Annotated in this window: 14 protein-coding genes; 6 read left to right on the forward strand and 8 right to left on the reverse strand. The window is 63.7% G+C overall.

Going from position 1 to position 13753, the window contains the following annotated elements:
* On the forward strand, positions 1 to 183 hold a 183-nt coding region (locus tag JT360_RS31810; RefSeq protein WP_214477180.1), incomplete at its 5' end, for a hypothetical protein.
* Between the two features lie 53 nt (positions 184 to 236).
* On the forward strand, positions 237 to 1346 hold the full coding sequence (locus JT360_RS31815; RefSeq protein WP_214477200.1) for a glycoside hydrolase family 25 protein: 1110 nt from the start codon (positions 237 to 239) through the stop codon (positions 1344 to 1346).
* 89 nt (positions 1347 to 1435) lie between these two features.
* On the opposite strand, the gene purD is transcribed toward JT360_RS31815, so the two are convergent.
* Both purD and JT360_RS31825 read right to left on the reverse strand, forming a co-directional pair.
* Entirely contained in the window at positions 1436 to 2722 is a 1287-nt protein-coding gene (purD, locus tag JT360_RS31820; protein ID WP_214477182.1) for a phosphoribosylamine--glycine ligase, read from the reverse strand.
* 149 nt (positions 2723 to 2871) lie between these two features.
* Complete coding sequence (locus tag JT360_RS31825) at positions 2872 to 3693, reverse strand: phytanoyl-CoA dioxygenase family protein (protein ID WP_214477184.1); 822 nt, start codon at positions 3691 to 3693, stop codon at positions 2872 to 2874.
* A gap of 90 nt (positions 3694 to 3783) precedes the next feature.
* Between JT360_RS31825 and JT360_RS31830 the strand changes: the two genes are divergently transcribed.
* Both JT360_RS31830 and ubiA read left to right on the forward strand, forming a co-directional pair.
* Entirely contained in the window at positions 3784 to 4695 is a 912-nt protein-coding gene (locus tag JT360_RS31830; protein ID WP_214477185.1) for a LysR family transcriptional regulator, read from the forward strand.
* A 66-nt stretch (positions 4696 to 4761) separates the two neighbouring features.
* Positions 4762 to 5745 carry a 4-hydroxybenzoate octaprenyltransferase gene (ubiA, locus tag JT360_RS31835; protein WP_214477201.1) on the forward strand — a complete coding sequence of 328 codons (984 nt, stop codon included), beginning with the start codon at positions 4762 to 4764 and terminating at the stop codon, positions 5743 to 5745.
* Positions 5746 to 5776: 31 nt separating this feature from the next.
* On the opposite strand, the gene JT360_RS31840 is transcribed toward ubiA, so the two are convergent.
* From JT360_RS31840 to JT360_RS31850, 3 genes are all read right to left on the reverse strand, one after another.
* On the reverse strand, positions 5777 to 6343 hold the full coding sequence (locus tag JT360_RS31840; protein WP_214477186.1) for a DUF6101 family protein: 567 nt from the start codon (positions 6341 to 6343) through the stop codon (positions 5777 to 5779).
* A gap of 184 nt (positions 6344 to 6527) precedes the next feature.
* Positions 6528 to 7958: an FAD-binding oxidoreductase gene (locus tag JT360_RS31845; protein WP_214477188.1), complete on the reverse strand. Its 1431-nt coding sequence runs from the start codon at positions 7956 to 7958 to the stop codon at positions 6528 to 6530.
* Between the two features lie 8 nt (positions 7959 to 7966).
* A complete protein-coding gene (locus JT360_RS31850; RefSeq protein WP_214477190.1) occupies positions 7967 to 8941 on the reverse strand; it encodes an L-threonylcarbamoyladenylate synthase in 975 nt (324 codons plus the stop codon).
* A gap of 176 nt (positions 8942 to 9117) precedes the next feature.
* On the opposite strand from JT360_RS31850, the gene JT360_RS31855 reads away from it, so the two are divergent.
* Together JT360_RS31855 and JT360_RS31860 are read left to right on the forward strand one after the other, a co-directional pair.
* On the forward strand, positions 9118 to 9558 hold the full coding sequence (locus tag JT360_RS31855; RefSeq protein ID WP_214477192.1) for a hypothetical protein: 441 nt from the start codon (positions 9118 to 9120) through the stop codon (positions 9556 to 9558).
* A 161-nt stretch (positions 9559 to 9719) separates the two neighbouring features.
* A complete protein-coding gene (locus tag JT360_RS31860; RefSeq protein ID WP_214477194.1) occupies positions 9720 to 10109 on the forward strand; it encodes a hypothetical protein in 390 nt (129 codons plus the stop codon).
* Positions 10110 to 10206: 97 nt separating this feature from the next.
* Here JT360_RS31860 and JT360_RS31865 read toward each other — a convergent pair whose 3' ends face one another.
* From JT360_RS31865 to JT360_RS31875, 3 genes are all read right to left on the reverse strand, one after another.
* On the reverse strand, positions 10207 to 10482 hold the full coding sequence (locus tag JT360_RS31865) for an ATPase (RefSeq protein WP_214477196.1): 276 nt from the start codon (positions 10480 to 10482) through the stop codon (positions 10207 to 10209).
* Between the two features lie 112 nt (positions 10483 to 10594).
* Positions 10595 to 13054 carry a glycine--tRNA ligase subunit beta gene (glyS, locus tag JT360_RS31870; RefSeq protein ID WP_214477198.1) on the reverse strand — a complete coding sequence of 820 codons (2460 nt, stop codon included), beginning with the start codon at positions 13052 to 13054 and terminating at the stop codon, positions 10595 to 10597.
* A gap of 69 nt (positions 13055 to 13123) precedes the next feature.
* Positions 13124 to 13573, reverse strand: coding sequence for an endonuclease domain-containing protein (locus JT360_RS31875; RefSeq protein WP_352128908.1), 450 nt, complete (start codon positions 13571 to 13573; stop codon positions 13124 to 13126).
* Positions 13574 to 13753 lie beyond the last annotated feature (180 nt).

Raw genomic sequence — 13753 nt, forward strand, 5'->3', positions numbered from 1 at the left:
CCAGCCCTTTCTCCCCGTCACTATACGGGGAGAAATGCCCGGCAGGGCAATGAGGGGCGGCGCCAACTTCGGCAATTGGCTGCTGCCAAATCCGAACCGCTGAGCACCATGAGCCTCGAGAAGCACTTCCTTAACCATAGCGGTTCAGGATTTGCCTTTGATCAACGGGGACCCCCTGTTTGAAAAGGACGGCGCGCCTCATTCGCCGCACAGCGCTTCTCGCCTTGGCGGCGACGATGGCGCTGGCGATGGCGGCAAAGGCTTCGGATTTCTCCGAACCATGGAAAAACGCGGACCGCGCTCTGGTCGTCGACGCCTACGAATACAATTCCATCGACTGGGCACAGCTTGCCACCGACAAGCGCATCGTCGGCTTCATCAACAAGGCGTCGGACGGCATGCCGCCGCCCTATTTCTGTTTCGGCGGCGACACCGAGGTGAAGCTGTGCAAGGCACTGTGGAAACGCCATGCGGTGACGCGCGAGCTGTTTCAGACACGCAGGGTCGTCGCCAAGGCGCTCGGCCTGAGATGGGGCGCCTATCACCTCGCCCGTCCAGGCAATCCGGTCGAGCAGGCCAACAACTTCATCGATTTCGCAGATCCCGCGCCGGACGATCTCGTGGCTCTCGACATCGAGGGCAACGATCCCTCGCAATGGATGTCGCTCGACGATGCCGAGGAATTCGTGCGCCAGGTGCACAGGCGGATCGGCCGTTTCCCGGTGCTCTACACCAACGGCAAGACGGCGCAGTATATTGCCGACAACCGCTACAAATACCGGCTCTTGTCGCGGCTGCCGCTCTGGTATGCGCGCTACAAGACAGACATCGACGTGCATTTTCCGATGGGCAACTGGCAGGGCTATGCGCTCTGGCAATTTTCGGCGCAGGCCAATTGCGGCCGCTTCCGTTGCCCCTACAGGGTAGCCGGCACGCCTGACAACATCGATGTCAACGTCGTGCCGACGGATGCCGCCACGCTGCGCCAGCAATGGCCCTTTGGCGGGCTGATCGACGTGCCCGCCGATTATCTTGCCAGCGTGCCGGTGCCGGTCTCGCGGGAAGCTGCTCTCGCCGGCAAGGCCACCATCATCTATGCCGATGTGGCAACGCCGCCGACCTTCGAGGAAATGGTCGCGGTGCTCGGTTCGCGCTGGTCAAAATTCCGCGACGGGTTCCGCATGCCTGTCGTGAAGACGGTGCCGCGGCGGCCGGGCTTCGGCATTGCGCAATATGTCGCCTGGAAGCGGACCGGGCAGCGCTCACCCGAGCAGCTCGACGCCGCCTTTGCCGCGGCCGACCCGGTCAGCACCGCTTCGACCGAACGCGATCACAGCCAGCACTAAAGCGCGTCGCGTCTAATCGGACCCATGCGACGCGCTTTAGTCATGCATGTCGTTGTCCCAAAACCGAGATCACTTTTGGGCGACATGCATTAAGGCTGCTGGCTTGCCTGCTCGCGCGCGACGGCCTGCCAGCCGATGTCGCGGCGGCAGAAGCCGTCCGGCCAATCGATCCGGTCGAGCGCGGCATAGGCGCGTGCCTGCGCCTCGCCTACCGTGCCGCCGGTCGAGGTGACGTTGAGGACGCGGCCGCCATTGGCGACCAGCGCGCCGCCATTGATGGCGGTACCGGCGTGGAAGATCTGGACGCGGTCGCCCGCCGCGTCCTCAACGCCGCGGATGACGGAGCCTTTTTCCGGCGTGCCGGGATAGCCTCTGGCCGCCATCACCACGGTGAGTGCCGCCTCGTCGCGCCAGCGCACCGACATATGCGCAAGCTGGCCGTCGGTTGCCGCGTTGAGCAGCACCAGCAGATCGTCCTTCAGTCGCATCATCAGCACCTGGCATTCCGGATCGCCGAACCGGGTGTTGTATTCGATCAGCTTCGGCCCATTTTCCGTGATCATCAGCCCGGCGAAGAGAATGCCGGCGAAAGGGGCACCAAGATCGGCCATGCCGCGCATCGTCGGCTCGATGATCTCGCGCATGGTGCGCTCGACCATTTCCGGCGTCATCACGGGGGCTGGCGAATAGGCGCCCATGCCGCCGGTGTTCGGGCCAACGTCGCCGTCACCGACGCGCTTGTGGTCCTGCGCGGTGCCGAAGGGAAGTGCTGTGGTGCCGTCGCAGAGGCAGAAGAAACTCGCCTCCTCGCCGGTCATGAATTCCTCGACCACCACCTCCGCGCCGGCGGCGCCGAAGGACCCCTCGAAACAGGCATCGAGGGCCGTCCGTGCGTCATCGAGCGTCATGGCGACAGTCACACCCTTGCCGGCGGCGAGCCCGTCGGCCTTGATGACGATCGGCGCGCCCATTTTCTCGACATAGGCCTTGGCGGAAGCCAGATCGCTGAACCGGCCATAGGCGGCGGTCGGGATGTTGTACCGGGCGCAGAGATCCTTGGTGAAACCCTTCGATCCTTCCAGCCGCGCGGCGGCCTTGGAAGGCCCGAAGACGCGGATGTTTTCGGCACGCAGATCATCCGCGATGCCGGCGACGAGCGGCCCTTCCGGGCCGACCACGACGAGGTCGATTTTTTTCTCGCGGCAGAAGGCGGCGACGGCGGCGTGATCGCTAGTATCCAGCTTCACCAGTTCGGCCTCGGCGCCGATGCCCGGATTGCCGGGAGCCGCATAGAGCCTGGTCAGCAGCGGCGACGCGGCAATCTTCCAGGCCAGCGCATGTTCGCGGCCGCCTGAGCCGAGAAGAAGAACGTTCATGGCCACCTCTTGATGCCTGTATTCCCTTGGAGCACCCGCTATTGCTCTCTGCACGATGGGTCAAGGCGTCAAGGGGTTTTGACCGGAATTGCGCACGGGAACGTGCCGAAAATCGGCGGCGGACACCGCCATCGATTTCTGGCTCCAGCTCAACCGGGGAAAACGACCGGGAACCAGTCTTCGCGCAATTTCTGGCCCGGCTGCATGCCGTGGCCGTGATAGGGCGGCGAGGTGCGGCCCGGCCGCTCGACATAATGGGCATCGTCGCCGACCCAGCGCAGCGACAGCGCCCGGCGCCGTGCCGCGGTCAGGTTGCCGCGTGCGCCATGCGCGGTCCGGAAGTCGAACAGGATGGCGTCGCCCGGCTCCATCCCCCATTCCAGCACCTTCATCGAAGGATCGTTGTCGGGATCGGGCACAGGCAGATAGTCGCCCTCGCCGGCGTAGAAATTGCTGTCGTCGAGCCAGCGCACCGGCAGGATCATCTTGTCCCATTTGTGCGATCCGGCGATCAGGCGCAGCGTTGCCTCCTTCACCGGGTCGATGGGAATCCAGAAGCTGACCGTCTGCTGGCCATCGACGAAATAATAGGGGATGTCCTGATGCCAGGGCGTTGGCTTCTGCGTGCCGGGTTCCTTGACCAGCACGTGATCGTGGAAGAACTGAGCGGTGCGCGACTGCATCACCGCTGCCGCCAGTTCGGCAGCCGGCGATTCCCGCACCACCCTGACGAATTCCGGGATGCGCTCCCAGTTGCAGTAGTCGTCGAAGAAACTGCCGCGGCCATTGGCAATGTCGGACGCGCTGGCGCTGCGGTTCTCAATGTTGCGCTCGATGCCGGCGGCAATCGTGTCGACCCAACCCTTAAAGGCGCCGCGGATGCAGACCGCGCCGTCACGCTGGTAGTCGGCAATCGTCTCGGCATCGATCAGGTCGGTATCGATTGAACGGGCAGCAGTCTGGGAAGCCATGGTGTCCTCCTTTCAGGATCGAGGCGACTATCGCAACATCAATTCATTCAGTAAAATAATAACTTCTCATCTGGCATATAGGCCTGAACTATGAGCCTGACCCTCACGCAGTTGCGTTATCTGGTCGCCGTCGCCCGCCATGGCAGCGTCACCGGTGCGGCCAGGGCGCTGAACATTTCGCAGCCATCCATTTCGGTGGCGATCGACGCGATCGAAAGGGATTTGGGTCAGAAGCTGTTCGTGCGCCAGCGCGGAAGCGGTGTTTCGCTGACCTCCTTCGGCCGTGTCGTCGTGGCAAAGGCAAAACAGGTTCTTGCCGAGACGGACGAACTCATGAGCCTTCGTTCGGGCAATTCAGCTGTCGGCGGCGAGCTGGTGCTTGGATGTTTCGAGGACCTAGCGCCCTATTTCGCGCCGGGCCTGATCCGTGCTTTCTCCGAACGCCATCCAAGCGTCGCCGTGATCGTTCGCGACGAGACCTTCGAGACGCTCGGGCGACGTCTGGCGGACGCCGCCATCGACCTCGGCCTGAGCTACGATCTCGGCCTGCCCTCGCATTTCGCCCGCATCCTGCTGCACGAGCTCAAACCGCATGCGCTTTTGCCGGCAGGCCATGCGTTGGCGGACCGCGCCGAGGTCAGCCTGACGGACATGGCCGCCTATCCGCTGATCACGACGGATCAGCCGCACAGCTGGCAGCACATGCTCGACCTGTTTCGCAGCCGCGGCCTCTCGCCGGTGGCCGACAGGGCGACAAGTTCGTTCGAACTCCAGCGCAGCATGGTGGCGAATGGCTTCGGTGTCGCCGTCAGCTACACGCGGCCGCATGGCGACCGCAGCTATGACGGGCTGCCCTTGATCTGCAAGCCGTTATCGGATCCGCTGCCGATGCAGCGGATCATCCTCACCTATGACACGCACCAGCGTGTGTCGAATGCAGCACTGGCATTCGTCGAAACGGCGAAAGCCTGGTTCTCCACACGCGACATCTTCACCTCATGATGGGTTGACGGGCGCCGAGCATGCTTGACACTTGACGGTTTCCGTCGCTGCTGCCACTCCATGGACATGGAACCTGTCCAGTCGAAAGCGGCCCAGGGCCGTGTCGCCGATGCGCCGAACGGCCATTGGGTCTACCGCGTGCTGCCGCGCCCGGTTTGGCCCTATGCGCAGCTTGCGCGATGGGACAGGCCGATCGGCTGGCAATTGCTTCTGTGGCCGTGCTGGTGGTCGGCGGCGCTCGCCGCGAGCGCCTATCCGCGTCCGGGCGACCCGCTCCTCTCGCTGCTGCCCGCGCCATTCTATCTCGTGCTGTTCCTGGTCGGCGCCATCGCCATGCGCGGCGCTGGTTGCACCTACAACGACCTCGTCGACGAGGACATCGACAACCAGGTCGAACGCACCCGCTCGCGGCCACTGCCGTCAGGCCAGGCCACGCGCCGCCGGGCCTGGCTGTTTCTCGTGCTGCAGGCCCTGGTCGGCCTCGCGGTGCTCATACAGTTCAACAGCTTCGCCATTCTGCTCGGCATCTGCTCACTGGCGATCGTCGCCGTCTATCCATTCATGAAGCGGATAACCAACTGGCCGCAACTATTTCTCGGCCTTGCCTTTTCCTGGGGCGCACTGATGGGATGGGCGGTCGAGTTCGGCGATCTCGACGGCCCCGCCATCATGCTCTACATCGGCTCGATCCTGTGGGTGATCGGCTACGACACGATCTATGCGCATCAGGACAAGGAAGACGACGCCATTGTCGGCGTGCGCTCGACGGCGCGGCTGTTCGGCGACAACACCAAGGCGTGGCTGGCAGGGCTTTATGGCGGCACGCTGATCTGCTTCGCCATCGCCTTCGCGTCCGCGCAGGCCCCGGTGGTGGCGCTGGCGGGCTTGATCGCCGCCGGCGCTCATATGGCGCGGCAGATCGCGGTTCTGGATATCAACGATCCGGACCAATGCCTGCGGCTGTTCCGCTCGAACAACCAGGTTGGCTGGCTGATCTTCCTCGGCCTGATCGGCGGCGCGCTATGGGTGGCGCTGAAGCCGCTGGTCTAGCGGCTTCAGACAACTCCGGGGACCGGATTGTTCAGTCCCTTGAAATGATCTCCTGGCCATCAATGACCAGCCTGAGGCCGAGGTCGCCGGCCCTGCGGCGGGCGAGGAAGCGCGGACGGCGCGTGGTCGAGATGCGACCCTTGCGGCGATCCTGCGGCGGCAGCGTTTTGATGGCGGCGCCGAGTGATTCTTCCAGGGTGCGGGCAACGCCGTCCGACTCGATCAAGAGCATCGGCAGACGGTAGGCGTCGGCCCAGGCGCGCCAGTCGGCGGCGACATCGTCGAGGTCGTCGGCCACCAGCAGCGGCACCGACAGCATTGGATCGTTGTGCAGGAGTTCCAGGGTCACCGTGACATTGCCGTCCGGATCCTCCATCGCGCGGGCGGCAACGCCGCGGAACGCGTTGGCTGGCAGAGCGATGATCGCCGGCACGCCGCTCATCTCGAGCAGGCGGCGGATCACGGCGCCACGGTGGTCGATGGTGAACGTCACGTCGCCATAATCGTCGCGCGTGGCGTAGCTCACCATCTGGGGCAGTCGGAATGGGTCGAGGCGCATGTTGCGTCCCGCCCAGACTGGCTTAAGTCCGGTGTTCATAGAGTGCCTTCCTGTCTGTCTCCTGAGAGCCGGTGTCCGGTTCTCTCCGGGCCAGTTTTCCCGGCCTCGTTATGGGGAAACAGTAGCGCGGGCTCCTTACCGCCCCGCTTAAGAAAGTCGGTTAAATTTTGCTGATCTCAGGGATGGTTATCGGAATGCCACCGACCACAAGATATTGAAAGGATCAGATAACCTTACCAGGATTCATGATGCCAGCCGGGTCGAAGGCCGCTTTCACCCGGCGCATCAGGTCGATCGCCATCGGCGGGGCGGTGGCGATCAGTTCGTCGCGCTTCAGCTGGCCGATCCCGTGCTCGGCCGAGATCGATCCGTGCAGGCTGCGCACCACGTCATGCACCACCTTGTTCATCGGGTGATAGAGAGCGAGAAACGCCTCGTCGTCGCCATCCACGGGCCGCGAGATGTTGTAGTGGAGATTGCCGTCGCCCATATGGCCGAAGCAGACCACGCGGGCACCGGCACTCACCGACGCCACCGCGCCGGCGGCCTCTTCAATGAAACGCGGGATCGACGCGATCGGCACGGAAATGTCGTGCTTGATCGAGGCTCCTTCCGGCTTCTGCGCTTCAGGCAGCAGTTCCCGGAAGTTCCAGAAGGCATCGCCCTGCCCAAGGCTTGCCGCGATGACGGCATCGCCGACGAATTCCTGCTCTAGGCCCGCCGAGAGCACCTCCTCGATCAGCGCCCTGGAATCTTCCGACGAACGTCCCGACGAAATCTGCATCAGCACATACCAGGACCAATCCTCCAGCAGCGGCCGCGTCACGCCCTGGGCGTGCGCCAGCGTGAAGTCGTATGGCCGCTTGCCGATCAGTTCGAATGCGGTGAGCGCTGGGCCGGCGCGATCCGTCGCCAGGCTGAACAGCGACAGCGCGGCCTCGGGCGAAGACAGGCCGACGAACGCCACTTCACGCCCCTTCGGCTTTGGAAAAAGTTTGAGCACGGCGGCTGTGATGATGCCGAGCGTGCCTTCGGCGCCGACGAACAGGTTCTTCAGATCGTAGCCGGTGTTGTCCTTCTTCAGCTTGCGCAAATCGTCGAACACCTCGCCCGTCGGCAGCACCACTTCGACGCCGAGGCAGAGTTCGCGCGCATTGCCATAGGCAAGCACGCCGGTGCCGCCGGCATTGGAAGAGAGGTTGCCGCCAATCTGGCAGGAGCCTTGCGCGGCGAGCGACAACGGAAACAGCCGGTCGGCGGCATCAGCTGCCTCCTGCAGCGTCTGCAGGATGACGCCGGCCTCTGCCGTCACCGTGTTGGACAGGACATCGATCTCGCGGATGCGGTTCAGCCGCGACAGCGACAGGATGATCTCGCGGCCGGATCTGTCCGGCACCTGTGCGCCAACCAGCCCGGTGTTGCCGCTTTGCGGCACGATCGGCGTTCCCGTCTCGGTCGCCAGCCGCATGATCCGGCTCACCTCGTCGACGCTGCCCGGCCGCAGCACCAGCGATGTCGCGCCATGCCAGAGTCCACGCCGCTCGATGAGATAAGGCGCAATGTCCTGCTCGTCGCGCAGCGCATATTTGTCACCGACGATCGCGGCGAAGCGGTCGATGAGAGCGGGATCGAGTTTCTCTGAGATTTCGGTCATGGCGAAAACTATGTTGTGGGCTGTGTATTGTCACGAGGAGCGGCGGCGCGCGAGAGCCGGTCGTTGATGGCTTCGCCGAGCCCGTCGAAGGGAATTGTCTCCACCGCGATGGTGCGTGCACCGCTGCGATCAAGTTCCTGCATATAGGCGAAAAGATTGCTCGCCGCTTCACGCAGGTCCCCTGATGCGGACAGGTTGCGGAAGGCGGCTGCATGGCGCCAGCCTTCGGCCCGTTGGCCACCGAAGGCAAGCAGCGCCTCGCCCTCACCGACCGTTTTGGCATTGAGCCGAACAGCGGCGTCAGGCGCGTAGTGCGAGGCTAGCATGCCCGGCGCCTCGACACCGGCGGCATCGCCGCGCAACAACCCCATCCCAACAGCCGCCTCGATTTCCTCGGCTGCGATGCCGCCGGGCCGCAGCAGCCGCAATTTTTCTCCTTCGGCCTTGACGATGGTCGATTCCAGGCCGACCGGGGTCGCGCCGCCATCGACAACCAGCTTGATGCGTGCGCCGAGATCGGCCGCCACCGCTTGCGCCGTCGTCGCGCTGATCCTGCCGGATGAATTGGCGCTGGGCGCGGCAAGCGGCCGGCCAAGTTTTGCGATCAGGCCGCCGCCAAAGCCCCTCGGCATGCGCAAGGCGATCGTATCGAGCCCCGCCGTGACCAGCGGGTGAATGCCGTTGCCGGGCCGCTGCGGCAGCACCAGCGTGAGCGGACCCGGCCAGAACGCCTGTGCCAGCCTCCGCGACAACGGATCGAACACAGCGATGCGCTCGGCCATGTCCATGCCGGCGACATGGGCGATCAGCGGGTTGAAGCGCGGCCGGCCCTTGGCCTCGAAGATGCGTGCCACGCCAATGCCATTGGTGGCATCGCCGGCAAGCCCGTAGACGGTTTCCGTCGGGATGGCGACGATATCGCCGCCCTGAAGCAGTGCCAGCGCCCGCTCCAACGCCTCGCCTGCGGCAAGTATTTCAGCCACTCTCGTCACCTCACAGATGAAGCGGTGCGTAGTACGATGGCGGCTGTTGGGCAAGTCGGCTGTTGGCAGGAGAGGGTCTTGGCGATTTATCAATCCCTAAAATGCTAGGTTTCTGCGAAAGCCGGCATCAATTCCGGCCTGCTATCGAACAGCTTCTGGGCAAAGGGGAGCAATCAGTGTCCGTACGTGTATTGCTGGGAATTACTCTGGCCGCGATGGCCGGCGGAGCACAGGCCTCGTCGCTGGTTTTCCCCGGCGCGCCGACCTCGACGCCCTCAATTCTTACGCTTAAGGCAGCCGACACCCAGGCAAGCGATATGGTGTCCGTCGTTGCGCTCGGCGAGCCCGACGTCACCTATGAGAAGGTGGCGGCGATCCCCAACGCGCCCGAGGCACGGCACGGTTTCATGCCAAGCCCGATGATCATTCGCGGCGGTATCGTCGGCGGCGACTTCTCGACGCCGACGCAAGCCAAGGCACCAGCCGCGGCCGCCACCCCTGCTCCTGCTCCAGACAAGGCGACCGCCTCGGCCGCTCCTGCGCCCGGCACGCAGAAGAAGCCCGCCGCACCGGCGGCCGCACCGGCACCCGCTCCCGGGGTGGGCAAGGTCAAGTAGGGGTCCGCCAATCTGTGGGCTCGGCAGGTCGACGACAGCTTGACGACGCTCCGGTGCTTGCCGCGCGAGCTCGGGCTGGCATATCTGGGGGGTCCGGCGCTGCCGCCTGAGTTTGGTCAAGCGGCTCTGCAGACGAGATTCGTTGTTCAAGGGGGTTGATCATGAGAATATCCAAGACCGTTACCGTGGCCGGACTTCTGCTGGCGTCGCTGCTGGGCGCCAATGCTGCCCATGCCGATGACATGCTGGGATCCTATGTCGCGCGAATTTCCGATCGCGACCATCAGGCGAGTGACGGCTATGCGCTGGACGGCGCCGCGCAGATGGTGCGGCAGGACCGCGCCAACTGGCACAAGTTCCATCGCCGCGACAGAGACGATCAGGGAGATGACTGGTTTCGAACCAACGACGAGCGTGCCGATCTGCAGCGCATGCTGGAGCGCCCCGGCGCCATGAGTTCCTCGACCAGACGCGCCATCGTCAATGGCGAGCCGCTGATCCAGGTCGATGTCTACGAGAACAGCGTACGCGTCAGCATTTTGGAAGACTGACAAGTCGGCATACGGAAAACCGCTCCGGATAATCCCGGAGTCAAAAAAAGGGCGACGCTGATGCGCCGCCCCCCTTCGACAGAACCGGTTTGAAATCTCAGGCCGCCTCTTCCTTGTCGTCGTCTTCGGATTCTTCGTCCTCGGCGTCGTCGCCTTCGGCTTTCACGCTGTCGTCGGCGGCGTCGTCCTCGTCCGACTCTCCGCCGTCCTCATCGTCGCCTTCTTCGTCATCGCCGTCCTCGTCGTCGGCCTGATCGGCGGCTTCGACCGTGGCGGCGGCGGCATGATCGAGGGCGGTTTCGGAAGCGGATTCAATCGCCTCAGGCTGGCCTGAGGTTTCTTCAGTCACTTCGATTTCGTGATCGGAATTCATGGAAGCCTCCGTTGGGGTTGGGGAACATGTCCCTTTTGCCACGGAGAGATCATCGTCATATGACTGTAAGCCGGCTCGAACGCCCGGCTGGAAGATATTTTTCCTGTGTTTTCTAGCCAGCGATTTTGGAGAAATCCGCGACCTGACCGGTGGCCGCACGGATGCGCGCCAGCAGCGCCAGGCGGTTGGCACGCACGGTCTGGTCCTCATCATTCACGAGAACATGCTCAAAGAATGAATCAACCGGTTCGCGCAACGCGCTAAGCGCCAGCATGGCGGCGGAAAAGTCTTCGTTTTGAATCGCTTCGCCGGCTTGCTTCTCGGCCTGATTCACCGCCGCAAACAGCGATTTCTCGGCATTTTCTTTAAACAGGGCCGGCTCAACTGTCTCGGCGACCACTGTTTTCTTCTTCTCCTCGGCAGCCAGAATGTTGGCCGCACGCTTGGTACCGGCAAGCAGATTTTTGCCGTCCTCGGTGTCGAGGAAGGAGCCAAGGGCTTCGACGCGGCGCACGATTTGCAGCAGGTCGTCGTTCGGCGATTGGCCAATCTCCCTCCTTGTGGGGGAGATGGCCGGCAGGCCAGAGGGGGGCGCTTCGCGCTGAGAGGTCGGCGGGACAGCGCCCCCCTCTGTCGGCTCCGCCGACATCTCCCCCACAAGGGGGGAGATTGGGCGCGAACCCGCCGCCAACACAGCATCGATCAGGTCATGCCGTGCGCCTTGGTCGCGCAGATAGGCCTTCAAGCGATCCAGGAAGAAGGCGAGAAGGTCCGACACAACTATGCGTTGCTCCGCCGCTAGGACCGCCCAATGTGTCATGTAAGCTGTCTTAATCGCCCAATTCAAATCGAGCCTAACGTTATTCTCCGTCAGGATTCTAGCCACCCCAAGCGCCGCTCGACGAAGCGCATACGGATCCTTCGACCCCGTCGGCTTTTCATCAATGGCCCAGAAACCAACGAGCGCATCCAGCTTGTCGGCGAGAGCCACCGCAACCGACACTGGATCGCTCGGCACATAGTCGGACGGGCCTTGCGGTTTATAGTGTTCCTCGATGGCCGCGGCCACGGATGGATGCTCGCCCTGGAGCAGCGCGTATTTACGGCCCATGGCACCCTGCAGTTCGGGAAATTCGCCCACCACTTCGGTGGTGAGATCGGCCTTGGCGAGGACAGCGGCGCGACCTGCGAGTGCGGTAATCTCCCCCCTCAAGGGGGAGATGTCGCCAAAGGCGACAGAGGGGGTCGGTACGATCGGGCGCGACTCAACTGCGCCGACAGAGGATGCCGGCGCTTCACGCGAGGCGACTGGCCTGCCGGCCATCTCCCCGTCAAGGGGGGAGATCGAGCGCGCCACGATCGGCGCCAATTCCTCCGCCAGTCGCTTGATCCGCTCCACCCGCTCGCCCTGCGTGCCGAGCTTGGCGTGGAAGGTCACATTGAGATGGTCGAGCCGGGCCATCCGCTGGTCGAGCGGCTTCTTGAGATCGAGTCCGAATTTTTTCGCCGATGCCTCAAGCTGGCCGAGATCAGGCAAATCGCCCTGGTCGGTCGTCCAGAAATACAGCGCATCTGACAGGCGCGCGCGCACCACCTTGCCGTTGCCGTGCGCGATCTCCTTGCCGCCGTCGGTGGCCTCGATGTTGGCGGTGAGGATGAAGCGGTTGGAAAGCGTCTCGCCCTGGCCATGCGGCCGCGTCACGAAGCATTTCTGGTTGGCGCGAATGGTCAGCCGGATCACTTCGGCCGGAATGGCCAGGAAAGCCTGCTCGAACTCGCCCATCAGCACCACAGGCCATTCGACCAGCCCGGACACTTCCTCCAGCAAGCCCTCGTCCTCGACGAGATCGAGCCCGTTGGCGAAAGCCAGATTGCGGGCGTCGGCGAGAATGATCTCCTTGCGCCGGTCGGCGTCGAGCACGACCTTCGCGGCTTCCAGCTTGCTCACATAGTCGTCGAAGCGACGCACGATGATTTCGCCCGGCGCGAGGAAACGGTGGCCGTAGGTGATGTTGCCGGAGCGGATGCCGTCGATCTCGATATCGACCACGACAGGCTCCTCGGTCTCCGGGCCGAAGGTGCACAGGATCGATTGCAGCGGCCGTACCCAGCGCAGCGACCCCGGTTTGGCCGAGGCCGGCCCCCAGCGCATCGACTTCGGCCAGGGGAAATTACGGATGATGCCCGGTACCAGTTCGGCGATGATCTCTTCGGCCGCCCTGCCCGGCTTCGAGATGTGGGCGACATAGAAATCGCCCTTCTTCGGGTCGGAATGGACATGCGCCTCTGCGGCCGAAGACAGACCGGCCTTGCGCAGGAAACCCTGGACCGCCTGCTCGGGCGCTGTCGTCGACGGCCCCTTGATCTCCTCGCTTATATCCTTCGAGCGCGCGGTCAGGCCCCTGATATCGAGCGCCAGACGCCGCGGCGTCCAGTATTCGCGCGCCGCCTCATAGGTCAGCCCGGCCTCTACCAAACCGTCGGTCAGCATCTTCCTCAGATCCCCCGCCGCCTTGCGCTGCATGCGGGCAGGGATTTCTTCGGAACGAAGTTCTAGAAGCAAGTCAGGCATGGTTAGCTCCTCACCCTCCCCTTGATGGGGAGGGTCGGCGCGTCAGCGCCGGGGTGGGGTGGCGGCGTCTCAGCCTGGAGCGCCTTCGGTGTCTCGCGGGCCAAGGTGTGATTTTCGTTCTTCCACCGCCGCATAGATCGTATCGAGCACGGAATCCAGTTCGTTTTTGATTTCGTGGTTCCAGAAGCGGATGACACGATAACCCTGGCTCTCGAACCATTTTGTTCGACGGTCGTCGTGGCGCTGTTGGTCGTCGAAACTGTGATGGGCGCCGTCGACTTCAATGATCAGTTTCAGCCGGTGCGAGATGAAGTCGGGGAAGTAAATACCAACCGACGCCTGCCTGCGGAAATGAGTGCCTTCGACCGGAATGCGCCAGAGATGCCGCCACAAGACGCGCTCCTCGTCGGTCATTGCCGCACGAAGCCGTTGCGCGGACTTCAGCTTGAACCGATCGAGTTTCGGCATAGGAAACCGCGCTAGCACCCCCACCCGCCGCTGCGCGGCGACCTCCCCCATCAAGGGGGAGGTGAAAAGGGCATAGCAACTCGGCTGGCCGCTGTCACCCCTGCGGAAATTTTGGCAGCCCTGTCGGGACGAGGCGATCCGGCCCGTCCTTGGTCTACAGCTTCCCTGTTACCGAACCCGCCCCGCATCCACCCCCCCCCCACGCCGGATCGTATCGCCGACCACTCCCGT

The organism is Mesorhizobium sp. dw_380 (assembly GCF_018588885.1).
Classification (GTDB): domain Bacteria; phylum Pseudomonadota; class Alphaproteobacteria; order Rhizobiales; family Rhizobiaceae; genus Mesorhizobium.